Annotated in this window: 18 protein-coding genes and 2 tRNA genes; 8 read left to right on the top strand and 12 right to left on the bottom strand. The window is 71.5% G+C overall.

Annotated elements, in window-relative coordinates; translation table 11 throughout:
• Positions 1–44: 44 nt before the first annotated feature.
• The gene (locus IE263_RS03000) at positions 45–683 is read right to left on the bottom strand and encodes a DUF7003 family protein (RefSeq protein ID WP_229910766.1); all 639 of its coding nucleotides are present in this window, start codon (positions 681–683) and stop codon (positions 45–47) included.
• 170 nt (positions 684–853) lie between these two features.
• Between IE263_RS03000 and IE263_RS02995 the strand changes: the two genes are divergently transcribed.
• The 4 genes from IE263_RS02995 to IE263_RS02980 all read left to right on the top strand — a co-directional run bounded on the left by IE263_RS02995 (position 854) and on the right by IE263_RS02980 (position 5,405).
• Complete coding sequence (locus IE263_RS02995) at positions 854–1,375, top strand: MarR family winged helix-turn-helix transcriptional regulator (RefSeq protein ID WP_189931831.1); 522 nt, start codon at positions 854–856, stop codon at positions 1,373–1,375.
• A gap of 94 nt (positions 1,376–1,469) precedes the next feature.
• Positions 1,470–3,980 carry an MFS transporter gene (locus IE263_RS02990; protein WP_506005091.1) on the top strand — a complete coding sequence of 837 codons (2,511 nt, stop codon included), beginning with the start codon at positions 1,470–1,472 and terminating at the stop codon, positions 3,978–3,980.
• Between the two features lie 83 nt (positions 3,981–4,063).
• Entirely contained in the window at positions 4,064–4,885 is an 822-nt protein-coding gene (locus IE263_RS02985) for a YceI family protein (protein WP_189931827.1), read from the top strand.
• A gap of 49 nt (positions 4,886–4,934) precedes the next feature.
• On the top strand, positions 4,935–5,405 hold the full coding sequence (locus IE263_RS02980; protein WP_189931825.1) for a PPOX class F420-dependent oxidoreductase: 471 nt from the start codon (positions 4,935–4,937) through the stop codon (positions 5,403–5,405).
• A 23-nt stretch (positions 5,406–5,428) separates the two neighbouring features.
• Here the strand turns inward: IE263_RS02980 and IE263_RS02975 are convergent, their stop codons facing one another.
• The 8 genes from IE263_RS02975 to IE263_RS48195 form a co-directional block, all read right to left on the bottom strand.
• A complete protein-coding gene (locus IE263_RS02975) occupies positions 5,429–6,187 on the bottom strand; it encodes a TetR/AcrR family transcriptional regulator (RefSeq protein WP_189931823.1) in 759 nt (252 codons plus the stop codon).
• Positions 6,188–6,380: 193 nt separating this feature from the next.
• Positions 6,381–7,895 (bottom strand): MFS transporter, encoded by a 1,515-nt coding sequence (locus IE263_RS02970; protein WP_189931820.1) that lies wholly within the window; start codon positions 7,893–7,895, stop codon positions 6,381–6,383.
• A 104-nt stretch (positions 7,896–7,999) separates the two neighbouring features.
• Positions 8,000–10,213: an ArnT family glycosyltransferase gene (locus IE263_RS02965; protein WP_189931819.1), complete on the bottom strand. Its 2,214-nt coding sequence runs from the start codon at positions 10,211–10,213 to the stop codon at positions 8,000–8,002.
• Positions 10,210–11,709 (bottom strand): bifunctional glycosyltransferase family 2/GtrA family protein, encoded by a 1,500-nt coding sequence (locus IE263_RS02960; protein ID WP_189931817.1) that lies wholly within the window; start codon positions 11,707–11,709, stop codon positions 10,210–10,212. The genes IE263_RS02965 and IE263_RS02960 overlap by 4 nt, the downstream gene beginning before the upstream one ends.
• Before the next feature lie 14 nt (positions 11,710–11,723).
• Complete coding sequence (locus IE263_RS02955) at positions 11,724–13,376, bottom strand: sensor histidine kinase (RefSeq protein ID WP_189931814.1); 1,653 nt, start codon at positions 13,374–13,376, stop codon at positions 11,724–11,726.
• Positions 13,373–14,113, bottom strand: a complete 741-nt coding sequence (locus IE263_RS02950) for a response regulator transcription factor (RefSeq protein ID WP_189931812.1) — start codon at positions 14,111–14,113, stop codon at positions 13,373–13,375. Before IE263_RS02950 ends, IE263_RS02955 begins: the two co-directional genes overlap by 4 nt.
• Before the next feature lie 305 nt (positions 14,114–14,418).
• Positions 14,419–15,291 carry a DUF2797 domain-containing protein gene (locus IE263_RS02945; RefSeq protein WP_189931810.1) on the bottom strand — a complete coding sequence of 291 codons (873 nt, stop codon included), beginning with the start codon at positions 15,289–15,291 and terminating at the stop codon, positions 14,419–14,421.
• Entirely contained in the window at positions 15,212–15,631 is a 420-nt protein-coding gene (locus IE263_RS48195; protein ID WP_229910765.1) for an HGxxPAAW family protein, read from the bottom strand. Before IE263_RS48195 ends, IE263_RS02945 begins: the two co-directional genes overlap by 80 nt.
• Positions 15,632–15,746: 115 nt before the next feature.
• Between IE263_RS48195 and IE263_RS02940 the strand changes: the two genes are divergently transcribed.
• Both IE263_RS02940 and IE263_RS02935 read left to right on the top strand, forming a co-directional pair.
• Positions 15,747–16,238 (top strand): MarR family winged helix-turn-helix transcriptional regulator, encoded by a 492-nt coding sequence (locus IE263_RS02940; protein WP_189931808.1) that lies wholly within the window; start codon positions 15,747–15,749, stop codon positions 16,236–16,238.
• A gap of 40 nt (positions 16,239–16,278) precedes the next feature.
• Positions 16,279–16,809 (top strand): hypothetical protein, encoded by a 531-nt coding sequence (locus IE263_RS02935; RefSeq protein ID WP_189931798.1) that lies wholly within the window; start codon positions 16,279–16,281, stop codon positions 16,807–16,809.
• A gap of 58 nt (positions 16,810–16,867) precedes the next feature.
• Here IE263_RS02935 and IE263_RS02930 read toward each other — a convergent pair whose 3' ends face one another.
• Entirely contained in the window at positions 16,868–17,275 is a 408-nt protein-coding gene (locus tag IE263_RS02930) for a MerR family transcriptional regulator (protein ID WP_189932044.1), read from the bottom strand.
• A gap of 49 nt (positions 17,276–17,324) precedes the next feature.
• On the opposite strand from IE263_RS02930, the gene IE263_RS02925 reads away from it, so the two are divergent.
• Positions 17,325–18,209 carry an NAD(P)-dependent oxidoreductase gene (locus tag IE263_RS02925; protein WP_189932042.1) on the top strand — a complete coding sequence of 295 codons (885 nt, stop codon included), beginning with the start codon at positions 17,325–17,327 and terminating at the stop codon, positions 18,207–18,209.
• Between the two features lie 130 nt (positions 18,210–18,339).
• On the opposite strand, the gene IE263_RS02920 is transcribed toward IE263_RS02925, so the two are convergent.
• Together IE263_RS02920 and IE263_RS02915 are read right to left on the bottom strand one after the other, a co-directional pair.
• A tRNA-Arg gene (locus IE263_RS02920) sits at positions 18,340–18,412 on the bottom strand.
• A gap of 209 nt (positions 18,413–18,621) precedes the next feature.
• Positions 18,622–18,712, bottom strand: a tRNA-Ser gene (locus IE263_RS02915).
• Positions 18,713–19,269: 557 nt separating this feature from the next.
• On the opposite strand from IE263_RS02915, the gene IE263_RS02910 reads away from it, so the two are divergent.
• The gene (locus IE263_RS02910; RefSeq protein ID WP_189931796.1) at positions 19,270–24,081 is read left to right on the top strand and encodes a PAS domain-containing protein; all 4,812 of its coding nucleotides are present in this window, start codon (positions 19,270–19,272) and stop codon (positions 24,079–24,081) included.
• The last annotated feature ends 12 nt before the right edge of the window (positions 24,082–24,093 follow it).

Here is a 24,093-nt window from a genome sequence, read left to right as displayed (position 1 = left end):
CCCAAGTGGGGGTGGTCACGCCCCCCTCGACGTCCACAGGGCCCCTACAGCGTCCCCGCGTCCGGCCAGTGGGACCAGTGGGTGTTCGGGGGGAGCGTCGGGCGGTAGCGGGTCGGGTCGCCGGTGGCCAGGACCTCGGCGAGCTGCCGGAAGGTCTCGTGGTCGCCGGGCAGGGTGTCCCAGAAGTCGTCCGGCTGGTTCCACTCGTCGAGCTTCAGCAGCAGCGGCAGGTCGGCGGGGATGCCAGCCCGCAGTTCCGTCTCGTCGGCCAGGAGCAGGTCCCTGTGGTGAGGGACCAGGAGCCGGAACACCTCGTCCAGCGGAGTACCGGCGTGGGCGGCCACGCGCAACGGCGTCCCCCGGACGACCAGCGGGACCGCACCGCCGTACTCCTCGCCGCCCTCCGGCTCGACCTCCTCCATGTTCTCCACCCGGTCCAGGAACTCGCCGAGGCCGGGCTCGCCCCGGGTGAGGCAGTTGCCGTAGCGGTGCAGGACGTCGGTGAGGTTGCCGGCGCGGGGGCTGTAACCCAGCAGTTCGACGACCATGGCCCAGCGGGTGGCGTCGGCGAAGAGGTGGAGGCGGGCGTCGACCGGGTAGTAGTAGCCGTTCTGCAGGTCGGGGAACTCCGCCGACTCCGCGCAGAGGTCGAACTGCCCGAGGATCGAGGACGTCGTCATCATGGCGGCACCCTAGGGCGGCCCCCTGACAAAACCGCCCGACCACCCCACCTGCACGTTTACTCCCGCAATACTTGCCTTTGCCAACTTTTTGCGGCCCTCACGGTCTATTTATTTGCCTGTAGCAACCAAGCGCTTCTATGGTTGCCCTAAGCAACAAATTGGGAGGTGTGATGGCCGGGCAGGCGCCGTACGAGCAGTACGAGGAGCTGGCGCGTCAGCTCAGTGCTGTCGGGGCCGTGAAGCGGGATCTGGGGCGGATCCTGCCGGCCGACTGCTCGGCGGGGGCGGCAGCGGTGCTGGCGCTGCTCGACCGCCACGGTGACCTGCGGATGAGCGCGCTCTCCGAACTGCTCGCCGTCGACATGTCGGTGACCAGCCGGCACGCCGCGCACCTCGCCGAGCGGGGCTGGATCGAGCGCTCCCACGACCCGGCGGACAAGCGCTCCCGCATCCTGCGCCTCACGCCCGAGGGCGAGGCCATGCTCCTCGAACTGTCCCGCCGCAGCGCGGACCTCCTGGCGGAGCGCCTGAGCGACTGGACCGACGCGGAGGTGAGTCAGCTCATCCGGCTGATGACCCGGCTGCGCGCCAGCTTCGGCGACTGCCGGTCGGCCCCGCACCGGCCACCGCCCACGCCCCCACCCGTTCCCGTACGTGAACCGACCACCCGTACACCCGCACAAGCTACGTAAGAGAAGGAAGCCCATGGCAACGACCACACCAGCCGGTGTGCGGGCTCACGCGAAGCACGGCGGAGGGTCCGCCCGCACCGGCGACACCGCTCCGATGACGCACCGGCAGATCATGGAGGCCCTGTCCGGGCTGCTGCTCGGGATGTTCGTGGCGATCCTGTCGTCCACGATCGTCTCCAACGCCCTCCCGGAGATCATCGGCGACCTCGGCGGCGGCCAGTCCGCCTACACCTGGGTCGTCACGGCCACACTGCTGGCGATGACGGCGGCCACTCCCCTGTGGGGCAAGCTCGCCGACCTCTACGACAAGAAGGCGCTCGTCCAGCTGGCCCTGGTCATCTATGTGCTGGGCTCGATGGCCGCCGGTCTGTCGCAGAACGCCGGCATGCTGATCGCCTGCCGCGTGGTCCAGGGCATCGGCGTCGGCGGTCTCTCCGCTCTCGCGCAGATCGTGATGGCCGCCATGATCTCCCCGCGTGAGCGCGGGCGTTACTCCGGCTACCTGGGCGCGACCTTCGCGGTCGCGACCGTCGGCGGTCCGCTGCTCGGCGGTGTCATCACCGACACCAGCTGGCTCGGCTGGCGCTGGTGCTTCTACGTGGGCGTGCCCTTCGCCGTCGTCGCGCTGATCGTGCTGCAGAAGACCCTGCACCTGCCGGTCGTGAAGCGGGACGTGAAGGTCGACTGGGCCGGCGCGTTCTTCATCTCGGCGGCGGTCTCGCTGCTGCTGGTCTGGGTCACCTTCGCCGGTGACAAGTACGACTGGCTGTCCTGGCAGACGTACGCGATGGTCGCGGGCTCGGTCGTGCTGGCGCTGATCTTCATGCTCGTCGAGTCGAAGGCGAGCGAGCCGATCATCCCGCTGCGGCTGTTCCGCAACCGCACCATCACCCTGTCGTCGATCGCCTCGATGTTCGTGGGCGTCGCGATGTTCTCCGGGACGGTCTTCTTCGCGCAGTACTTCCAGCTGGCCCGGGACGAGTCCCCGACGATGTCCGGTGTGCTGACGATCCCGATGATCGGCGGGCTGTTCGTCTCCTCCACGGTCTCCGGGCAGCTCATCACCCGCACCGGCCGGTGGAAGGCCTGGCTGGTCGCCGGCGGTGTGCTGATCACGGCGGGCCTCGGTCTGCTGGGCACCATCCGCTACGACACCCCCTACTGGAAGACGGCCGTCTTCATGGCCCTCCTCGGTCTCGGCGTCGGCATGATGATGCAGAACCTGGTGCTGTCCACGCAGAACCAGGTCGACCCGCGCGACCTCGGCGCGGCCAGCTCCACGGTCACCTTCTTCCGCTCCCTCGGCGGCGCGATGGGCGTCTCCGCGCTGGGCGCCGTCATGGCCGACCGGATCACCGACTACGCCCAGGACGGCATCGCCGGTCTCGGCCCCAAGTACGCCTCGCTGGCGTCCGGTTCGAGCTCCACCGGCGAGATCCCGGACATGGACAAGCTGCCCGCGCCGCTGCGCACGGTCATGGAGAGCGCGTACGGCCACGGCATCGCCGACGTCTTCCTGATCGCGGCCGGCATGGCCCTGCTCGCCTTCCTCATCACGCTGTTCATCAAGGAGGTCCCGCTGAGGACCAAGGGCGCGATGGCGCAGGCGGACACGGCATCCGCCGCGGAGGAGAACCCGGCGGAGACCCCGTCGGAAACTGCGGCGGAATCCCCGGCCGAGGCTCCGGCCGCCGCCGGGACGCGCGAGGAGAGGGTCCCGAGCTGGGCCGTCGCCGCCTCCACCACCTCCCCTGCCTCCCCCACCACCGAGGCCGGTCCCGAGGGCACGCAGCGGCTCGCGGCCGTCGCCACGGTGGCCACGCCCTCCGGTGAGAGCGGCAACGGCGCCGTCCCGGTCCGCGGCTTCGTCCGCGGCGCCGAGAGCGCGCCCGTCCCGCAGGCCGCCGTCACCCTGATCTCCCTCGCGGGCCGCCAGCTCGGCCGGTCGGTCGCGCAGACCGACGGCTCCTACGCGCTGGACGCGCCGGGCACGGGTTCGTACGTCCTGATCGCCTCCGCCGACGGGTTCCAGCCGCAGGCGTCCACGATCGTCGTGAACGGCGAGCCGGTCGCGTACGACATCCTGCTCAGCGGGACCAGCGGGCTCGGCGGTGTCGTGCGGGCGGCGGAGTCGGGGGAGCCGGTCAAGGACGCGATGGTGATCGTGACCGATGTGCGCGGGGATCTGCTGGCCACCGGGACCACCGGTGAGCAGGGCGAGTTCTCCTTCACGGAGCTGGTGCCGGGTGCCGTGACCGTCGCGGTGAACGCCGCCGGGTTCCGGCCGCGGGCGCTGCCCGTCGAGGTCGGTGTGACCGGCGTGACCCGTACGGAGGTCGTCCTCGAGGCCGGGGCGCAGGTCCAGGGCGTCGTCCGGGCGCCGCACGGTCCGCTGGCCGACGCGCGCGTGACGCTGGTGGACGCGGCGGGCAACGTCGTCGGCACGGCCACGACCGGCGCGGACGGGGCGTACGCCTTCACCGATCTCGACGGCGGCGAGTACACGGTCATCGCGGCCGGCTACCCGCCGGTGGCCACCGCGCTGACCGTCGGCGGCACCGGCGTCGACGGCCACGACATCGAGCTCGCCCACCCCGGCGAGTAGGACGACGAGCAGGACGACACGGCACCGGCCCGTGGCGGGTTCGCCTCGCCACGGGCCGGTGCCCTTCCGAGGAGTGACGTGAGATGGGACTGACCGCCAGGATCCGCACCCGTGACGGATGGGCCGTGTCGCACGCGGTCGTCACGGTCACCGACATGACGGGCACGCAGGTGCTGCGCGCCGAGGCCGACGCGGAGGGCGTCGTCCGGGACGCGACGGCGCTGGCGCCGGGGGCGTACACGGTCATCGTCACCGCCGTCGGATACGCGCCCGTCGCCGCCGGCGCGCTCGTCACGGCGAGCGGCCGGGCAGAGGTCGGCACGGTGACGCTGGCCCGGCAGGGCGGCACCGAACTGCCCCCGCCCGGCCCCTGGACCGTCGACCCGGCGCATTCCACGGTCGGCGCGGTCGCCCAGCACCTGGGCATCTCCAGCGTGCGCGGCCGGTTCACCGAGTTCTCGGCGAGCGTCGAGATCGCCCCGGACGACGTCACCAAGTCCCGCGTGGAGGCGGTGATCCGGGCCGCCTCCATCGACACCGGCAACGGCATGCGCGACACCCACCTGCGCTCCGCGGACTTCCTGGACGTCGAGACGTACCCGGAGATCACCTACCGCTCGACCGGCCTGACGGCCGCCGGCCCGGACCGCTGGACGGTCCACGGCGACCTGAGCCTGCGCGGTGTCGTCCGCCCCGTCGACCTGGACCTCGCCTACCTCGGCACCGGCGCCGACCCCTGGGGCGGCACCCGCGCCGCCTTCCGTGCGACGGCGGACCTCCACCGCGAGGACTTCGCCATGAACTACAACCAGGTCGTCCAGGCGGGCATCGCCGCCATCGGTACGACGCTGAGGGTCGAGCTGGACATCCAGGCGGTGCAGGGGGAGTCGCTGCCCCAGGCGTAGGACCGGCAGGGTCAGCCCCGAGGGCCCCTCCTGCGCCTACGCTGGCCCCATGGCACCGAACATCGCGACCAACACCTCCGTCACCCTCGACGAGCTGCTGGACTTCGTACGCCCCCGCCACCGCGCGATCCTCCTCACCCGGCGCGCCGACGGCAGCCCCCAGGGTTCCCCGCTGACCTGCGGCGTCGACGACTCGGGCCGGATCGTCGTCTCCACCTACCCGGAGCGCGCCAAGACGCGCAACGCCAAGCGGGACGAGCGGGTCAGTGTCATCGTCCTGAGCGACGAGTGGAACGGCCCCTGGGTCCAGATCGACGGCACCGCCGAGGTCATCGACACACCCGACTCCGTCGAGCCGCTGGTCGAGTACTACCGCAACATCGCGGGCGAACACCCGGACTGGGACGAGTACCGGCAAGCGATGGTCAAGCAGGGCAAGTCGATCATCCGCGTCACGCCGGAGAGGTGGGGGCCGGTGGCGACCGGAGGGTTCCCGGCCAGGCTCGCACCCCAGGACTGACCGCCGACCGGTAAGCCCTCGGGTCAGCCGCGGGCCACCATCGCCTCGATGCCCGCCACCAGCAGGTCCAGGGCGTAGGTGAAGTCGCGGTCCAGCATCTCGGCGACCGTGTCTCCGCCGCGGGCCGCCATGATGTCCTTGGACTCCTCGATGACCTGGGCGGTCTCCGGGGAGTCGGTCACCGTGCTCATGGCGTGCTGGAAGTACTCGTCCGGGGTCATGCCCGTGTCCGCGACCCGGCCGAAGAAGTGGCCCTCGATCGTGCCGTAGCCGTACACGAACTGGAAGACCGCCGAGATCGCGCTCGTGATGCGGTGGGCGGGCAGGCCGGTGCGGCGGATGACCTGCTGGATCGTGCGGGAGAAGGCGAGCGAGTTCGGGCCGATGTTGAGGTACCGCCCGGCCAGCGGCGACAGCCAGCGGTGGCGCACCAGCAGCGAACGGTACGCCGTGGCCAGTGCGCGCAGCTGCTCGCGCCAGTCCTCGCCGTCGGCCTCCGGATCGGGCAGTTCCAGCTCGCCGAAGGCCGCGTCGAGGGCGAGTTCGAGGAGGTCGTCCTTGGTGTCGACGTACCAGTAGACGGACATCGCCGTCACGTTCAGCTCGGCCGCCAGCCGCCGCATGGAGAACTTGTCCAGCCCCTCGGCGTCCAGCAGCCGTACGGTGACCTCGGTGATCCGCTCCCGGTCGAGCCCGGAAGGCTGCCCGCCACCCCGTCCGCGGCGCGCCCTGCCGTCCAGCCAGACGCTGGCCCGCGCGGCCTCCTTGGCAGCCTTCACCATGGCGCACCTTCCGAGATTCCGGTCACTTACAAGGATGCTAAGCGGCAGCTTGCCCCCACAGGGGCGCGGGACGGTGTCGATAAGCGGCTCCGCCGCGATGGGGGTCCCCCGGGTTCGAGCGAAGCCGAGAACTTGGGGGAGCGACAAGCCACGATGGCCCCACAGCCGCGGCAAGCCCCCGCGCCCCGAGCCGCTAGGCGCCCACCACCCCCGGATCCGCCCGCTCGGCCCGCCGCAGCAACGCCGCCGCGACCAACCCGCCGAGCAGCACGGCCAAGGCTCCGACCAGCTGACTGGTCTCCAGCGCGGAGGAGAACGAGTCGGTGATGCGTGCCCTCTCCTCCGCCGACCCCGCCGCCGCCAAAGCCCCCGGCAGGGAAGCGGCCGCCACGGGAACCAGCGCCGCGAACCGGGAGTTCAGCACGGCCCCGAGCACCGCCACCCCCAGCCCTTGCCCGAACTCGGCCAGCGTGCCGTTGACACCCGCGCCCACGCCCGCCTTCTCCGGCGGGATCGCGCTCATGACGGCGTTGGCCATGGCCGGCATGGCGCAGGCGACGCCGACGCCCATGATGATCAGGCCGGTCAGCATTCCGCCGTAACCGTCCCCGCCGAACAGCGCGATCGCCGCGAGCCCCACCGCCAGGCACGTCATGCCGGACGCGATGGTCAGCGGGGTGCCGAGCCTGGGCAGGAGCCGGGCGCCGACCCCGCTGAGGTTGAGCACGACGATCGTCAGCGCGAACGGCGCCGTCCGCAGCCCCGCCTCCAGCGGGCCGTACCCGAGCACGAACTGGAGGTGCTGGGTGAGCAGGAAGAGCGAGCCGGCCATCCCGAACGCGACGAGGATCGCGCCCGCGACGGCGCCCGTGAACCTCTGGTTGCGGAAGAAGTGCATGTCCAGCATCGGGTACGGGATGCGCAGCTCCCAGGCCACGAACGCGGCCATCACGACGACGCCGATCGCGGCGGAGGTGAGGGTGGGCGTGGAGGTCCAGCCGTGGTCGGGCCCGGAGATGATCGCGTAGACGATGCCCGTCATGCCGATCGTGGAGAGCAGCGCGCCGAGCAGGTCGGGGCGGTCGCCCTGCGGGTTCCTGGACTCGGGGACGAGGGCGAGCACGGCGATCAGGCCGATGACCGCGACCGGGATGTTGATGAGGAAGATCGCTCCCCACCAGAAGTGGTCGAGCATCACGCCGCCGATCAGCGGGCCGGTGGCGAAGCCGAGCGAGTTGACCGTGGCCCACAGGCCGATCGCCTTCACGCGCTCGGTGTCGTCGAAGATCTGGACCACGACGGCGAGCGTGGTGGTCACCAGCAGCGCGCCTCCGACGCCCATGCCGGCGCGGGCAGCGATCAACTGGCCGGTCGAGTCGGCGAGTCCGGCCACCAGCGAGCCCACACCGAACAGGCTCAGACCCGCGACCAGCATCTTCTTGCGCCCGTAGCGGTCGGCGGCACTGCCCGCGGTGAGCAGCAGACCGGACTGCACCAGCGAGTAGGCGTTGATCATCCACTGGATGTCGGAGGTGGCCGCGTCCAGTTCGCGGGTGAGCGAGGGGATCGCCACGTTCAGCACGGTGTTGTCGAGCAGGACCGTGAGCTGCGCGAGGCAGATCACGCCGAGGATCAGCCAGCGCTGGGGGTGGCCCTGGGGCTCCTCCGGCTCCTTGGAATCGAGGGAAGCCTGGGGGGACGTCGTCATGTCATACACCGTAGAACGATCACCATACGCTGTACAACAGAGATACGCGGAAGGGCGGTGGCTTCACGCCACCGCCCTTCTTCGGCGAACCGTCGTCCTGCGTCTCAGCCGCTCGCCTTCTGCGTGAGGTCGTAGAAGGTGGCCGAACTGACCGTGACCTGCTTGAAGTTGGCCTCGACCCACTCGGTGATCTGCGCGGACGTGCCGTTGCTGCCGCCGCCCATGCCGCCGCCGGAGCCGCTGCTGACGAAGTAGTGGATCTTTCCGTCGGCCACGTACTGCTTGAACTGGGCCAGCGTCGGGGACGGGTCGGTGCCGTTGAAGCCGCCGATCGCCATCACCGGCTCGCCGGTGGCCAGTTGGTAGCTCGCCGCGTTCTGGGCGCCGATGGCCGCCGCGACCCAGGTGTACTGGTCCGAGTCGGTCTCCAGGAGCTTCTTGGCCTCGGAGGTGACGCTGGCGCCGTTGAGCAGGCCGCCCATGCCGCCACCGCCGCCGCCCATGCGGCCGCCGTCGCCGTTCGTCCGGCCACCCGGGGTGCCGTTGCCCTGCTGGTTCTGGCCCTGACCCTGCGTGCTGCCGTTGCCGTTCTGCTGGTTCTGCTGGCCGGGCATCCCGCCCCCGAAGCCGCCGGTGCCGCCGCCGGGGAAGCCGTTGCCGTTCTGCTGGCCCTGCTGGCCCTGCTGGCCCTGCTGGTTCTGGCCACCACCAGGGAAGCCACCACCGCCGCCGGGACCGCCACCGCCCGGACCACCGCGTCCGCCCGCGACCGCCGGGCCGGCGGTGATGATCGAACCGGTGTGGCCCTCGTTCAGCGTGGTGAGGGTGTACGCCGTCGGCCCGGCCAGCGCCGCGGCCAGGCCCAGCCCGGCCACGCCCAGGGCCAGCCGGCGGCCCAGCCTGGCCACGAAGATCAGGCCGAGGGCGGCGGCGAGACCGCCGACCAGGACGAGCCACTTCAGCCACGGCAGGTAGTCGGAGGAGCGGTTGAGGAGGACGTACCCCCAGACCGCGGTGGCCGTCGACGCGCCCGCCAGGGTGAGCGACGCCCACGCCTTGTCCCGCAGCTCCCAGAGCTGGGCCGCGCCCATGCCGATCAGCGGCGCGATGTAGGGGGCGAGGGCCACGGTGTAGTACTCGTGGAAGATGCCCTGCATGTAGCTGAAGACCACCATGGTGATCAGCAGCGCACCGCCCCAGACGAGGAAGGATCCGCGCGTCACCGAGGTGCGCCGGGCCCTGCGGGTGGCCACCAGACCGGCGATCAGCAGGATCAGCGCGGCCGGGATCAGCCAGGCGATCTGGCCGCCGATGTTGGAGCCGAAGAGGCGGTCCCAGCCGGTCTCACCCCAGCTGCCGCCGCCGTTTCCGCCGCCACCGCCGCCGACGCTGCCGGTCTCCTCGCCGTTGAGGCGGCCGAGACCGTTGTAGCCGAAGGTCAGCTCCAGGAAGGAGTTGTTCTGCGAGCCGCCGATGTACGGGCGGGAGGAGGCGGGCCACAGCTCGACGATCGCGACCCACCAGCCGCCGGAGACGACCAACGCGACCGTCGCCAGGGCCAGTTGCCCGAAGCGCTTCTTCACCGACACCGGCGCGCAGACCGCGTACACGATCGCCAGCGGCGGCAGGATCAGGAAAGCCTGCAGGGTCTTGGCGAGGAACGCGAAGCCGATCGCGACTCCGGCCCACACCAGCCACTTCGTACGGCCGTCCGCCAGGGCGCGGATCACGAAGTAGCAGGCCACCGCCATCAGCAGCGCCAGCATCGCGTCCGGGTTGTTGAACCGGAACATCAGCGCGGCGACGGGGGTGAGCGCGAGGACCGCGCCCGCGATCAGACCGGCCGCGGGGCTGAAGCGGCGGCGTACGGCCGCGTAGACCACGGCGACCGTGCCGACGGCCATCAGCACCTCGGGGACGAGGATCGCCCACGAGCTCAGGCCGAAGATCCGCACCGACAGCGCCATCGGCCACAGCGAGGCCGGGGGCTTGTCGACGGTGATGGCGTTGGCCGCGTCCAGCGAGCCGAAGAAGAAGGCCTTCCAGGACTCGCTGCCGGCCTGGACCGCCGCCGAGTAGAAGGAGTTGGCGTAGCCGGAGGCGCTGAGGTTGTAGAGGTAGAGGAGGAAGGTGGCGAGCAGCAGGCCGAGGAAGGCCGGGCGCACCCAGCGGGGGTCCTCGGGCCGGCCGCGCCACAGTCTGCGCGCGTAGGGCTGCTTCGGCTCACCCGACTCCGGGGCCGGGACGACCGGTTCCCGCGGGGGAGCGACCGTCTCCGGCGGGCCCCAGGTGGCCGTCTGGTCGAGGTGGGTGGTCATCGGGCGTCCCCCGGGTCGGTGTCGTGGGGGCGCACCGGCTGCAGTCGCATGGTGGCGTCACCCCAGGTGCCGTCCGCGGCTTCGCCGGCGCGGAACTGGGTGGTGTCGTAGGCCGTCGTGTCGTAGGTCGTGGTGTCGTACGGGGTGGTGGGGTGCTGCGGGTGGACGATCCGCCGCTGCGGCAGCGGGGCGGCCGTGCTGTACGTCGCCGAGGACGCGTCGGGGGAGGCGGCCGGCGTCGGCTGCTCCTCGTCCCCCCGCCGGTCCGGGAACACCCACGCGCGGAAGAGCAGGAAGCGCAGGACCGTCGCCGCGAGGTTGGCGGCGACGAGGACGGCCAGCTCGGTGTAGTGCCCGGGGTCGGACGTCGCCGCGTTCAGCGCGACGAGCGAGCCGCTGGTCAGCGCGAGGCCGATGCCGAAGACGACCAGGCCCTGCGCCTGATGGCGGACGGCGCCGCTGCGGCCGCGCACCCCGAAGGTGAGCCGGCGGTTGGCGGCCGTGTTGGCGATCGCCGAGACCAGCAGGGCGAGCGCGTTGGCCACCTGGGAGCCGGAGAACTGCCGGAAGCCGCTGTAGAGCAGCAGGTAGAAGAGGGTCGACAGACCACCGACGACACAGAAGCCGACGAGCTGACGGGCCAGTCCCTTGGGTACGTCCATGATCTCGCGGTCGCGGGGGTCGTCGCCGAACGGCCTGGTCAGCCGGTCCAGCGAAAGCGAACCGGTGGCCAGCGCCTTCCCTACGCGCCACACCCCCTTCAGGTCGTCGGTCGCCGTCTTCACGATGTGCACCGTGGAGTTCGGGTCATCGACCCAGTCGACCGGCACCTCGTGGATACGGAGACCGGCACGTTCGGCGAGCACCAGCATCTCAGTGTCGAAGAACCAGCCCGTGTCTTCCACCAGCGGGAGCAGAACTTGAGCGACGTCACGGCGGATCGCCTTGAAGCCGCACTGGGCGTCCGAGAAGCGGGCCTGGAGCGAGCCGCGCAGGATCAGGTTGTACGAGCGGGAGATGAACTCGCGCTTGGCGCCGCGCACCACACGGGAGCTACGAGCCAGGCGGGAGCCGATCGCCAGGTCGGAGTGGCCGGAGATCAGCGGCGCCACCAGCGGCAGCAGCGCGTTGAGGTCGGTGGACAGGTCCACGTCCATGTACGCGAGGATCGGGGCGTCCGAGGCGGACCAGACGGTCCGCAGCGCACGGCCGCGGCCCTTCTGCTCCAGTCGGAAGGACCTCACCTCGGGGATCCGCGTCTCCAGCAGCAGGGCCACGTCGGGCGTGGTGTCCGTCGACGCGTTGTCCGCGATCGTGATGCGGAACGGGTACGGGAACGTCCGCGTGAGGTGGTCGTGCAGTCTGAGGACGCACGGCTGGAGGTCCTTCTCCTCGTTGTAGACGGGGATCACTACGTCCAGGACAGGCGTACCGGCTGTGGCGGCCGGGAGGTGCTCCCGCGCCGGCAGGGTGCCGGGAGAAGAGTCGGTTCGCATGTCAACGACTTTCGTCAAGCGCCCTGTTGCACCCATGTGCTGGCCCTGTGCTGGTCCTGTGAGTCCAGTTGCCAGTTCGTTTCGGGCGCGGGCTGGGGCACGGCGGGGGCGAGCGCGGGCAGATGCACCGTGAAGACGGTCTGTCCGGGAACGCTGTCGACGGTCACGGCACCGCCGTGCGCGGTCGCCACGGCCTGCACGATGGCGAGGCCCAGGCCCGTCGAGCCGGTGGAGCGGGAGCGCGCGGAGTCGCCGCGGGCGAACCGTTCGAAGACATGCGGGAGCAGGTCGGGCGGGATGCCCTGACCGTTGTCCTGGACGTCCACGCACAGCCACGGCCCGCGCCGCTGCACGCGGGCGGTAACGGTCGTGCCGGGCGGGGTGTGCGTACGGGCGTTGGCCAGCAGGTTCACGAGAACCTGCTGCAGCCGTGCCGCGTCCGCCGACACGAGCGCGGGCTCGTCGGGCAGCTCGAGCCGCCAGACGTGGTCCGGCCCGGCCGCGCGGGCATCGCTGATCGTGTCCACGACCAGCGGTACGAGGTCGGTCTGCTCGAACTGCAACGGCCGGCCCGCGTCGAGGCGGGCGAGCAGGAGCAGATCCTCGACGAGGAGGGTCATACGGCCGGCCTCGGACTCGATACGGCCCAGCGCGTGCCGGGTGTCGGGTCCGACCTGCTCCCTGCCGCGCCGGGTCAGCTCGGCGTACCCGCGGATGGACGCGAGGGGAGTTCTGAGCTCGTGACTGGCGTCCGCGACGAACTGCCGCACCCGCATCTCGCTCTGCTGCCGGGCGTGCAGGGCGCCGTGGACATGGTTCAGCATCCGGTTCAGCGCGGCACCGACCTGCCCGACCTCGGTGTGCGGGTCGGTCTCGGACTCGGGGACACGCTCGCTGAGGTTGACCTCGCCGGTGTGCAGGGGGAGCTCGGAGACCCGGGTGGCGGTGGCGGCGACCTTGCGGAGGGGGCGGGTGGCCACGCCGACCATGACGTAACCGGCGATGCCGGCGGCCACGAGGCCGGCGGCGGTGACGCTGAGTTCGACGAGGATCAGGGTGTTGATGGTGGCGTCGGTGTCCTTGGTGGGGACGGCCACGTAGAAGCTGCCGTTGAGACCGCTGACGTACTTCACGCGGTACTCGCCCAGGCCGGGGAGCTCCACGGTGTGCATCCTGCTGTCCTGGGTGACCTCGTTGAGCGCCTTCTTCTGGGCGTCGGTCAGCGTCACGGCGTTCATGTCGGGGACGCCGTTGCTGTCCTCCGCCTTCTCACCGACCTTGGCGTCGGTGATGGAGCCGTTCTGGACCTTCGCGGCGAGCGTGCCCTCGGGCTGCGGGCCCTTGGAGACGAAGTCGTTGAGGTTGATCTCCTTGGGCTGCTGTTCGGGCAGATCGCCGTTCTTGTCCCCGTCGGGCGGCCCGAAGCCGCCCGACGCACGCTTCGACACCTCGATCAGCCGACCGTCCAACTGCTCGTACAGATGCGACCGCAGCGCCAGGGTCGTCACCGTACCGATCACCGCGCACACCACGGCGATCAGCACCACGGACGCGACGACGAGCCGCGTCCGCAGGGTGCGCGGCTGTCCCTCCCCCACTCTCGGCTTCGCTCGAGCGGGGGGACCCCCACGTCGCTTCTGCGGACGCGGCCGTCGTCGCCCGCTCATGACGCGGCGGGCTTGATCAGGTAGCCGGCGCCACGCCGGGTGTGGATCATCGGCTCCCGCCCCGCGTCGATCTTGCGGCGCAGATACGAGATGTAGAGCTCGACCACATTGGCCTGTCCACCGAAGTCGTACGACCACACACGGTCGAGGATCTGGGCCTTGCTGAGCACGCGCCGCGGGTTGCGCATCAGGAAGCGCAGCAGCTCGAACTCGGTGGCGGTGAGGTGGATGTTCTCGCCCGCGCGGGAGACCTCGTGGCTGTCCTCGTCGAGGGTGAGGTCTCCGACGACGAGCACGGAGTCGGAGCGCCGGTCGGCGGCACCGGAGCGCCGGATGAGCCCCCGCAGCCGGGCGACGACCTCTTCCAGGCTGAACGGCTTGGTGACGTAGTCGTCACCACCGGCGGTCAGGCCCGCGATCCGGTCCTCCACCGCGTCCTTGGCCGTCAGGAACAGCACCGGGACGTCCGGCAGCTCCCGCCGCAGCCGCCCCAGGACGGTCAGTCCGTCCATGTCCGGCAGCATCATGTCCAGTACGACGGCGTCGGGCCGGAACTCCCGCGCGGTCTGGATGGCACCCGTGCCGTCCCCCGCGCTGCGGATCTGCCAGCCCTCGTAGCGGAGGGCCATGGACAGCAGTTCGGTGATCGACATCTCGTCGTCCACCACAAGCACTCGGACGGGGCTCCCGTCCGGCCTCAGCAGTTCGGTGCGCCCCTGGGGCGAGGTCGTGGTCATGGAAGACACCATGTCGGTGTCCTCTGAGAGCACTCTTTCGGCAACCTGTGATTTCCCTGAGAAACTCACAGGTGTCTCTCAGGCATGGCCTGGCAAGCCCTGACCCGACGCTGATCGGCCCCTCATCGCGCCCTCATCCCTGGGGACCGGCCTGCGCGCCGTCCTCGCCGGGGACCTCCCGCTCGAACCCGTGGCTGTGCTCCACCTTGGCAATGTGCAGGGAGTATCGCTGGTACCACTGTGCCCGCCCGTACGGGATCCGTCTGTTCACCCGACCCGTCGGTGGAACGCGCCCCCCGGCCCTCTCAGAACAACCCGTCCTGCACCCGCCGGTCCCTGAACTCCCGCAGCGGCAAGCCAGCTTCACCTCTCCCCTCCGCCGGAACCAGCTCCCACCCCCTCATCAGCCGCGTGTCCAGTACGACGACTCCCTGCTCGGTCGCCAGATGCAGATCGGGCCCGGCGGCCGCCACCAGCTCTCCGCTCACCGCACCCCCGGCGACGAGCTCACTCACCTCCCCGACAGCGGCCGGCGCCCCGTCGAGTCCGAACACCCGGACATGGTCGACGGCGTGGAAAGGCTCCCGCGCGAGCGACTCCGGCCAGCCGCCCAGCTCGAGGGCCCGCGCGTGCAACTCCGCTATCTCCAGGGCGCGTTCCTTCTCCTCACCGGGCAACTCCGCCCGCACGGCCCGCTTCTCGGCGTACGGAATCCGGTCGGGCACGCGCAGGGCGGCCCGCAACAGCTCCTCGGTCCGCCGAGCGGCCATCAGCGGGCCGGTGCCGAGCAGACTGAAGCAGACGGCTCCCTGCTCCAGCAGCCGCGCCGACCCCCGCTCGACCGCCGTGATCCCGACCTTGACCAGCCCCGGCCCGAACCACGCCAGGTAGACGCGGTACGGCCGCGGATCGTCGGCGATCCCGTCGGCGGCGACGGAGTGCGCCCGGTCCAGCCGCGCACACTCCTCGCACCGAGCGCCCGTACTCCTCCCCGGCACGACCGCCCGCACCGGACACGGATTCCCCCTAGCCCCCGCACACCCGCGCACTCCCCCTTCCGTGACCCCGAAGGCCACCCGCTTACCCCATGACAGCGGGCTACGACGCCCCCCGTCCCACATCAGCACGGGTCCCCGCTCCGACCACCGCAGCCCCGCGCACTTCCACGCCTGTGCCATCACCCACAACGCTAGACCCCACCACTGACAACGCCCCCTCGCTCCGCCGCCCCCGCCCCGCGAGCCGGCACCCCAGACACCCCGGATGCCCGCTCCGCGCGTGCACGTCCCGCACCCGCATGCTCCATTCCGCCCGCGGCCGCACCCCGGGCGGCTTGCCCCACCCGGCCAGGTGCAGCGCCCAGGTGACCAGCGCGCTCACGCCCACGATCACCAGCCCCACCGCCACGAGCACCCCGGAGCCGGCACACACGCCCACCCCCGCCACGGAGCCCCCGACGGTCACGATGGCGACGCCGGTCCAGCCGGCGACCGTATGCCCTTCGTCGTACAGAGACATTAAACCCTCACTATCTAAGAGATTGATGAGATGAACCTCTTACAAGGTAAGAGAAATGGAAAGCAGATAACAAGGGACCCAGCACGAACCGAACGGAGAGGGAGCAGCCCCCGCGATGACAGCCCAGCCACCCCGTCCCGCCGCCACCCCCGCCCAAGCGCTCTCGGCGATGGACGACCTCATCGCGGCCCATCTCGTCGGCCAGCAGGAGATGGCCCAGCGCCTGGGCCTGAACGTCACCGACCTCACCTGCTTCGCCTACGTCCTCCAGGCCGGCGAGAACCTCCTCACCGCGGGCGACCTCGCCACCCGCGTCCACGTCACGACGGGCGCGGTGACCGGCATCCTCAACCGCCTCGAACGCGCCGGCTACGTCACCCGCCGCCCCGACCCCCAGGACCGCCGCCGAGTCCGCGTGGCCGCGCAACCCGACGCCGTGGCCCGCGCGTACGCCCTCTACGAGCCGTACTACGGCCGTCTCAACACCCTCTTCGCCGACTACTCCCCCGACGAGATCGCCGTCCTCACGGACTGGTTCACCCGCGCGACGGCACTGGCGAACGCCTACCGCGAGGAACTCCGCGGCCAGGACGAGACGAGCGATTAAAGCCGAGCGGCGCACGCCTCCCCCTGTCAGGATGCCGCCCATGGGGAACACACGTGCGTGGCCCGTCCTGCACACCACGGACCTGAACGAGGCCTGGAACCTCGCGACCGCCCTGCTGAAGATCGCGTCCTGGTATCGGCCGGACGCCTGCTACCTGAACGCCTGGGCCAACACCGACGACGAGCTGCGCCGCCTGACGGAGACTCACCCCACGGCTTCGGTCACGCCGTACGGCCGGGACGGAGCCACCCTCCCGGCCAGCCTGGATCTGGCCGCCGACGACTCCGAGCGGTCTCGCGAGAACCTGCGGGCCTGGGCGGACATCACCAGCTGCCACATCCTCTGGCACGACCTGAAGTGGCCGCCCGTGCCCGAACTCGGCCTGGAGTACGAGGAGTACAAGTACGCCGAGCTGGAGATCGCGTGCCACAGCCACGACATCCACTGCGAGGAGTGGACGCCCGACCACACGGTCTTCGTCCACGCCCGCCCCGGACACGACGAGCGGGCGGCATGGCTGGCGAGACAGGTGGGCGCCGAGGTCGTCGGTCCGCCGGAGTTCGGCTGGTAGCAGCTGACGTCAGGCAGCGGAGGCGGTCGCCCTGACGCCGAGAGGTCCACCCGGCTGCTCAGGCGGGAAGGGGCTCCAGATCGGCCTCGCAAAAAGGTGGATAGCTCTCGTTGCCCGTTCGCTCGGCCGCATCGATGTAGGCGGCGAGAGCGCTGCGGGATTGAGCGATCCTGTCCATCTGCTCGTCCAGTCGCTGCATCCGTGACCGCATGGCGGCCAGCAGCTCGGGACACCCGAGCAGCTCCGGGGCCTCTCCGACCGCACAGGGCAGCAGGTACGCGATGTCCTCGGAGGACAGACCGGCACCCAACAGATGCCGGATCTGCCTCACCCGCAGCACGGCGTTTTCGTGGTACTCGCGGTAACCGTTCGCACCGCGGTCTGCCTCCAGCAGGCCCTGGGCCTCGTAGTAGCGCAACTGATGGGCGTTGACACCCGTCCGACGACTCAGTTCCCCGATCCGCATCGTCACCTCACTTGACCTTCACACCGGTATCAACGTTGACGATGCTGCCATGAACAACAGAGCCGATACACCGGTGACGATCATTGGACTCGGACTGATGGGCCAGGCACTCGCCGGCGCGTTCCTGAAAGTCGGGCATCCCACAACCGTGTGGAACCGTACGACCTCCAAGGCCGACCGGTTGGTGGCCGAGGGAGCACGGTTGGCACCAACGGTCGGCGACGCGCTGACGGCAGGTTCCCTGACGATCATCTGCGTCACCGACTACAAGGCCGTGCACGAGTTGCTCAGCTCGAGCGGCATCGAGCTGGACGGCACGACGTTGCTCAACCTGACCTCGGGCAACTCGGCCCAGGCCCGGGAAGCCGCCCAATGGGCCGAGCAGCGAGGCGCCCATTACCTGGACGGCGCCATCATGGCCGTCCCTTCGATGATCGGGACCGCCGAGGCGGTGATTCTGCACAGCGGGCCGCAGTCGGACTTCGAGGCACACCGGTCAACACTCGACGCGCTCGGCACCGTCACCTACCTCGGTGCGGACCATGGGCTGGCGTCCCTGTACGACATGGCCGGCCTCGCCATGATGTGGAGCGTCCTGAACGCCTGGCTCCAGGGCACTGCACTGCTCAGGACGGCCGGTGTCGATGCCGCAACGTATGCGCCGTTCGCGCAGCAGATCGCTACCGGGGTGGCCGAATGGCTGCCTGGGTATGCCCAGCAGATCGACAGCGGCTCCTTCCCGGCCGAGGCGTCGGCTCTGGAGACCGACGCGCGGGCGATGGCACACCTGATCGAGGAGAGTGAGGCGGCGGGCGTCAACGCCGAACTGCCGAAGTTGATCAAGGCGATGGCCGACCGCTCGATCGCCGCGGGACACGGTGGAGAGCAGTACCCCGTGCTGATCGAAGAGTTCTCCGAACCCGGTGACGACTGACCGATCCCGACACGGGGATCCACCTCGGGCTTGCGCGCGGCGGGCTCTCCCGGAGTAAGTGCCGTACCTCGCTGCTGCACGCTCCGGAAACGTGAGAGGCCCCGGATCTCTCCGGGGCCTCTCACCTGTGTGCACTCGGCAGGATTCGAACCTGCAACCTTCTGATCCGTAGTCAGATGCTCTATCCGTTAAGCTACGAGTGCTTGTCTTTCTTCTGTTTTTTGTCCTCCGCTCCCGGCCCTTCCGGCCCGCTCGCGGCGACAGGAAGAACATTACATGACTGCCGCCGTCATGTGAAATCCGATTCGCACACCCCTTGTGACCTGCGAAAACGCCCAGAACGGGGGCTCCGCGGCATCGGGCGGGAACAACGACGAAGCCCCGGTCACGGGGACCGGGGCTTCAGGTGGGGCGGAGGCGGAGGGATTTGAACCCTCGATGGGCTTTAAGGCCCAAACCGCATTAGCAGTGCGGCGCCATAGACCGGACTAGGCGACGCCTCCAGCACAGCCGCTCGCGTGTGTGCGAGTGGTGCGTGCAGATGATGACACAGTCGAGCGCGCTGTCACCAATCGGCCTCCACGGTACTAGGCAGGCGGGTCGCAGGGCAAAGGCCTTGTGGGTCGACCGGACGGGCGCGTCGTTCGCGGAGGCGGAGGAGGAGGGGGAGGAGGGGGAGGAGGGGGAGGAGGGGGAAGGGGCCGACGGGACGTTCGAGGTGTGCCGCCATCCGGCGGGGTGTGGGAGTCACCCGGACGTGTCGGGGCCGGCGGTCGACGTGGCGTACGGTCGCGGCGGCGGCAAGGGCGAGAGCGAGGGCGGTTGCCCGGGTTCCGTTCGCCCTGGCAAAAGCACCCGTCCCGTAAACGTGGCGCGAAGGTCCCGCGAAGCCTCAGCAGGCGGTCACACGTTCTGTGTCACTTCGTCGTGCGAGCTCCCTCTCATCCGGCGCCGCGAGCGCTGCCCCAGCCCTTAGACTCCCTCGCGTGACACGCTGCGGGCCGGTTGGCAAGATGGCCCGAGCGGTCGGCAAGGTGCGGTAACAGGGAGGAAGCGACTCGTGAGCAGCAGGCCATCCCGAGGCGCTGCTCGCCTCGCAGCCATACTCGACGCGCTTCCCGACGCGTTGGTGCTGGTCAACGCCAATGGGACCGTCGTCAACGCGAACACGATCGCGTTGGAAGCCTTCGAGGCGCCCGGGACCGCGCTCGTCGGGCGGGGGCTGCTGGATCTGCTCCCGCACTTCGACTCCAAGCTCATCCCCGGGTCCATGCGACGGCCCGACCACATCGATCCGCGCGGGCGGACCAAGCCGACGCGGATGATCGCCCGGCGCACGGACGGGTCCGAGTTCCCCGTCGAGGTCACCAGCGCGAATCTCGAGAACGGCCAGCAGGCCTACGACAGCCACGGCTACGCCAACGACGAGCTGCTGATGCTCGTCGTACGCGATCTGTCGGGGACCGTCGACACCGAGGCCGAGCTGGCGCGTTCGCAGCGGCAGACCGAGATGATTCTGCGGGCCGCGGCCGAGGGGGTCGTGGGAACCGACACCGACGGGCGGATCGTGCTCGTCAATCCGGCCGCCGCTCAGATACTGGGCTACCGGGCCAGTGATCTCGGCGGCAAGGAGCTGCACACGCTCGTGCTGCACTCGCGTGCCGACGGCGCCCCCTTCCCGTACGACGAGTCGCCGCTCGCGGACACCCTGCGGTCCGGGCGCAAGCACCGGGTGCGGGGGCAGGTGCTGTGGTCGAAGAGCGGGGACAAGGTCTCCGTCGATCTGACGACCGCGCCCGTGCGGGACGGGGACCAGCTCGTCGGCGCCGTCATGACCTTCACCGACCGGCGGCCCTTCGACGCCCTCGCCGAGGAGAAGAGCACCCTCGAGCAGAAGCACGCGGAGGAACTGGAGCGGCTCTCCGAGGAACACGCCTCCGATCTCACCGCGCTGCGCCAGCAGCACGTCACCGAACTGGAGGAGCTGCGCGAGCGGCACGCGGAGGAGCTCGCCGCCGGCGAGGATCGCTACGCCGCGCTGGGGGAGCGGGAGAAGGACCGGTACGAGGCTCTCGCAGCCCGGCACGAGCAGCTTCTGACGCTGCTCGGGCGGTCGCTGCGCGGCCCCCTGGACGAGCTGCGCCGGGAGCTGTCCACGCTCGCCGCCGACGACGCCGGGCAGCTGTGGCCCGAGGCCAACCAGGTGCTGCACCACCTCTCGGCGGGCTACGCGCGCATCACCACCCTCATCGACAACGTTCTCGGCTATCAGCGCCTCGACACCGGCAGCGAGGACATCAGCCGTACGAAGGTGATGCTCGACGCCGTCGTCGCCGCGGGTGTCGACGGGGCCGTCGAGCTCGTCGGGCCGGGTCGCGTGCAGTTCGCCGTGCACGCGCCGCCCATCGAGGCCGAGGTTGACGCGCGTCTCCTCGCGACCGCGCTCGCCCACCTCGTGGCGGACGTCGCCGGCGTCGACGCCACCGGCAACGCGCCCGTCTCGGCGGGCGGTTACATGGACAACACCGTCGTCGTGGCCGCCGCCCAGCGCGGTGAGGTCGTCCGCATCGAGGTGCGCGGGCCGTACGCCGGGGGCGACCCGGTGCACGAGCCGATCGTGCGCGGGATCGTGCGGGCGCACGGCGGTGTGCTGCAGACGCACGAGGTGCCGGGGATGAGCGGCAGCGCTTACGTCCTCGAGGTGCCGTTGGGCGGTGGGGCCGGCGCTGTCGCCGCTGCTCCGGTCGCCGGCGTCGGTTCCGCGGTCGCCCTGCCCGCCGGTTCGGAGGGCGGGGCACCGCAGGCGACGGAGGCCCCGGAGGCGGCGGAGGGTGACGCGGGCGCCGCCGAGCAGAGCTCCGGTGCGGGGCGGCGGCGGGCCCGGCGGTCCTCCGTGGACGCGTTCCTGGAGAGTGAGGTTCCGGGCGCGGGTCCCGCCGAGGGTGCCGAGGGGGAGGCCGCGGCTCCGACCGGGCGGCGTCGTAGGCGTGCCCCGGCCGCCGAGGAAGCGCCGGTCCCGGCTTCGGCCGACGACGCGGAGGCCGCCTCCGGAGGGACCGGGCGGCGGCGCGGACGGTCGGCCGAGCAGGCCGGTGCGGATTCCGGGGCGAGCCCCGGGGCGGGGGTGGCCGAGGGGTCCGTCGTCACGGCGGCCGAGCATGCGGCGGGAACCGCCGCGTCGGGTACGGGACTCGGCGGCACCGTTCCGCCGCAGGGTGTGCCCGCGCCCGGCGGACGGCGGGCCCGGCGTGCCGCCGACGAACCGCAGGCCCTGCCGGCCGCCCTGCCCGCGGGTGAAGGAACGGTTCCCGCGGAGGATGCGCAGCCGACGGGACGTCGTCGGCGTGCCCTGGCCGCGGCGACGGAACGTGCCGCCGCGCAGGAGGCGACGCCCCGTACGGTGTTCGCCCTGCCGCCGGCCGAGGCGGACCGGGCGTCCGACGGGACGGACGAGGTCGCCGAGGCCCAGGCTGTGGGACAGGTTCCGGCTGCGGGGCTGCCTGTGCCGGGGCAGCAGGGGCCTGGGGGCTCTCCGGTGGCCGGGCAGCAGGTTCCTGTTCCGGTTCCGGGGCAGCCGGTTCCCGTTCCGGGGCAGGCGCCGGTTCCGGGTGCGCCGGTTCCCATTCCGGGGCAGGCGGTTCCCGTTCCGGGGCAGGCGTCGGCTCCGGGGCAGCCGGTTCCCATTCCGGGGCAGGCGTCGGCTCCGGGGCAGCCGGTTCCCGTTCCCGGGCAGGCGCCGGTGGCCGGGCAGGCTCCGGTTCCCGCGCAGGCGCAGGTGCCCGTTCAGGGCGCGTCCGAGGACGCGCCGATCGACCACGGTCGGCATGACGCCGTCCCGCACGACCAGGCCGACGACCACACACCGCCGCAGCCGCATCCGACGAGCGCGCCGACGGGCCGTCGCCGCCGGGCGGTGGCCCAGCCGACGGCGGAGGCGGCCGGGGTGGCTTCGCCGCTTCCTCCGGGGGCCGTTCCTGCTCAGGCGCAGGGTCACGACAATGCCGGACAGGCAGTGCCTGCGCCGGGGCAGGCGGCGCCTCAGCAGCCGGGGCAGGCGGTGGTGGTGCCTTCGCAGGGGCAGCAGCCGATCGCGGCGGCCCAGCCGGGGGCGACAGTGCAGCAGCCGGGTGAAGTGGTCGCCACCGCCCAGGGCGGTTCGGGTCAGGGTGGGCAGGCCGGACCTGCGCAGTCCGTCGCCGGGCAGCCCGTCCCCGTACAGCCTGTGCCGGCGCAGTCCGGGCCGGGCCAGCCGCTTCCGGTCCAGCCGTTGCCGGCCCAGGCTCCTCCCGGTCAGCCGGCCGCTGGGCAGCCGGTCCCGGGACAGTCGATCCCGGGACAGTCGGTCCAGTCGGTCCCCGGGCAGCCCGTTGCGGCCCAGCCGACCCTCGACCAGGTACCCCCCGGTCAGCAGGCGGCCGCGGGCGACCTCTCGCCGAACGCCTCCGGGCAGGTCGGCGTGCCCAGCCAGGCTCCTCAGGCCCCTCAGCTCCCCCAGACCGCCGAACCCACCCCTGCCCAGCCGCAGCCCCTCCCCGCCGAGGCAGCTTCCAGCCCGGCCCCCGCGACGCCCACCCCGGGGACGGGCACCCCGCTGCCCCCCGAAGCCACCGCACAGCCGCGGACGGCGCAGCCGCTGCCCGCGGAGGCCGCCCCCGCGCCCATGGACCCCAACTCCACGCAGGGCCGGGCGATCAGCGTGCGGACCCTGGGCCAGGGGGTGCCCTTCACCCGCCAGGCCGCCCAGGTGCAGCAGGTCCAGCAGGCCGCCCAGTCCACCGCCACCCCCGCGCCGCACACGTCCGGTGGTTCCGGGCGGCGGCGCAAGCTGGGTACGCGACCGGACCCCGCCGAGCGACCGGAGCAGGCGGCCCGCCCGCACCCGACGGCCGAGCAGCCCGCCGTACCGCAGGTTTCCGTACCGCAGGCTCCGCCGGCCCCCGCGCCGCAACCCGCTGTCCCGCATCCCTCCCTCGCGGGGCAGCCGCTGCCCGGGCAGGCTCAGGTAGCGCCCGGGACCGAGGGGGTCGGGCGGTCGTACGCCATAGGTGCGCCGGACGAGAACGCCGCCGAGGGGCCGGAGCCGCTCGACGGGCCGGGTGGGGCCGTCGAGGTGGCGGATCCGCCGCGGCCGCAGCCGATGGACGACGAGTTGCCGCCGGAGCCCTTGGACAACCCGCGCCGGCTGCTGGTGTGGCCGGCGCCGGACGTGTCCACGCAGCAGGCGCTCAGCGATCGCGGCTACCGGCCGGTGATCGTGCACTCGCGCGAGGAGGTCGACGCGCAGATCGCCGCGTTCCCGGCCGCGCTGTTCGTGGACCCGCTGACCGGGCCGATCACGCGGACCGCGCTGCAGTCGCTGCGGCAGGCGGCGGTGGCCGCCGAGGTGCCGGTGCTGGTGACGGCCGGGCTGGGACAGGCGACGCGCGAGGCGGCGTACGGTGCCGATCCCGCCGTTCTGCTGAAGGCGCTCGCGCCGCGGGACAGTGAGCAGCATCCGCCGCGGGTGCTGCTCATCGAGGAGCACGCGGAGATCGCGCTGGCGCTGACCGCGACGCTGGAGCGGCGCGGGATGCAGGTGGCGCGGGCGGCGAGCGACGCGGACGCGGTGACGCTGGCCTCCCAGCTGCGGCCGAACCTGGTCGTGATGGACCTGTTGCAGGTGCACCGGGGCCGGGCCGGGATCATCGACTGGCTGCGCGCGAACCAGCAGCTCAACCGCACCCCGCTGGTCGTCTACACCGCCGCCGTCGACCAGGCCGACCTGCCGCGGCTGGCCTCCGGCGAGACCGTGCTGTTCCTCGCGGAGCGGTCCACGAGCGCCGAGGTGCAGTCGCGGATCGTGGACCTGCTCGCCCGGATCGGGACCAACTAGCCCCGGCTTCCT

The organism is Streptomyces aurantiogriseus, assembly GCF_014649375.1.
GTDB lineage: Bacteria > Actinomycetota > Actinomycetes > Streptomycetales > Streptomycetaceae > Streptomyces > Streptomyces aurantiogriseus.
This window is presented reverse-complemented; position numbering and strand designations above follow the sequence as displayed.

What these genes read in the sequence shown, in the direction of transcription:
- IE263_RS03000 (WP_229910766.1), bottom strand. Translation starts at nt 683, where the DNA reads ATGATGACGACGTCCTCGATCCTCGGGCAGTTCGACCTCTGCGCGGAG.
- IE263_RS02995 (WP_189931831.1), top strand. Translation starts at nt 854, where the DNA reads ATGGCCGGGCAGGCGCCGTACGAGCAGTACGAGGAGCTGGCGCGTCAG.
- IE263_RS02990 (WP_506005091.1), top strand. Translation starts at nt 1,470, where the DNA reads ATGACGCACCGGCAGATCATGGAGGCCCTGTCCGGGCTGCTGCTCGGG.
- IE263_RS02985 (WP_189931827.1), top strand. Translation starts at nt 4,064, where the DNA reads ATGGGACTGACCGCCAGGATCCGCACCCGTGACGGATGGGCCGTGTCG.
- IE263_RS02980 (WP_189931825.1), top strand. Translation starts at nt 4,935, where the DNA reads ATGGCACCGAACATCGCGACCAACACCTCCGTCACCCTCGACGAGCTG.
- IE263_RS02975 (WP_189931823.1), bottom strand. Translation starts at nt 6,187, where the DNA reads ATGGTGAAGGCTGCCAAGGAGGCCGCGCGGGCCAGCGTCTGGCTGGAC.
- IE263_RS02970 (WP_189931820.1), bottom strand. Translation starts at nt 7,895, where the DNA reads ATGACGACGTCCCCCCAGGCTTCCCTCGATTCCAAGGAGCCGGAGGAG.
- IE263_RS02965 (WP_189931819.1), bottom strand. Translation starts at nt 10,213, where the DNA reads ATGACCACCCACCTCGACCAGACGGCCACCTGGGGCCCGCCGGAGACG.
- IE263_RS02960 (WP_189931817.1), bottom strand. Translation starts at nt 11,709, where the DNA reads ATGCGAACCGACTCTTCTCCCGGCACCCTGCCGGCGCGGGAGCACCTC.
- IE263_RS02955 (WP_189931814.1), bottom strand. Translation starts at nt 13,376, where the DNA reads ATGAGCGGGCGACGACGGCCGCGTCCGCAGAAGCGACGTGGGGGTCCC.
- IE263_RS02950 (WP_189931812.1), bottom strand. Translation starts at nt 14,113, where the DNA reads ATGACCACGACCTCGCCCCAGGGGCGCACCGAACTGCTGAGGCCGGAC.
- IE263_RS02945 (WP_189931810.1), bottom strand. Translation starts at nt 15,291, where the DNA reads ATGGCACAGGCGTGGAAGTGCGCGGGGCTGCGGTGGTCGGAGCGGGGA.
- IE263_RS48195 (WP_229910765.1), bottom strand. Translation starts at nt 15,631, where the DNA reads ATGTCTCTGTACGACGAAGGGCATACGGTCGCCGGCTGGACCGGCGTC.
- IE263_RS02940 (WP_189931808.1), top strand. Translation starts at nt 15,747, where the DNA reads ATGACAGCCCAGCCACCCCGTCCCGCCGCCACCCCCGCCCAAGCGCTC.
- IE263_RS02935 (WP_189931798.1), top strand. Translation starts at nt 16,279, where the DNA reads ATGGGGAACACACGTGCGTGGCCCGTCCTGCACACCACGGACCTGAAC.
- IE263_RS02930 (WP_189932044.1), bottom strand. Translation starts at nt 17,275, where the DNA reads ATGCGGATCGGGGAACTGAGTCGTCGGACGGGTGTCAACGCCCATCAG.
- IE263_RS02925 (WP_189932042.1), top strand. Translation starts at nt 17,325, where the DNA reads ATGAACAACAGAGCCGATACACCGGTGACGATCATTGGACTCGGACTG.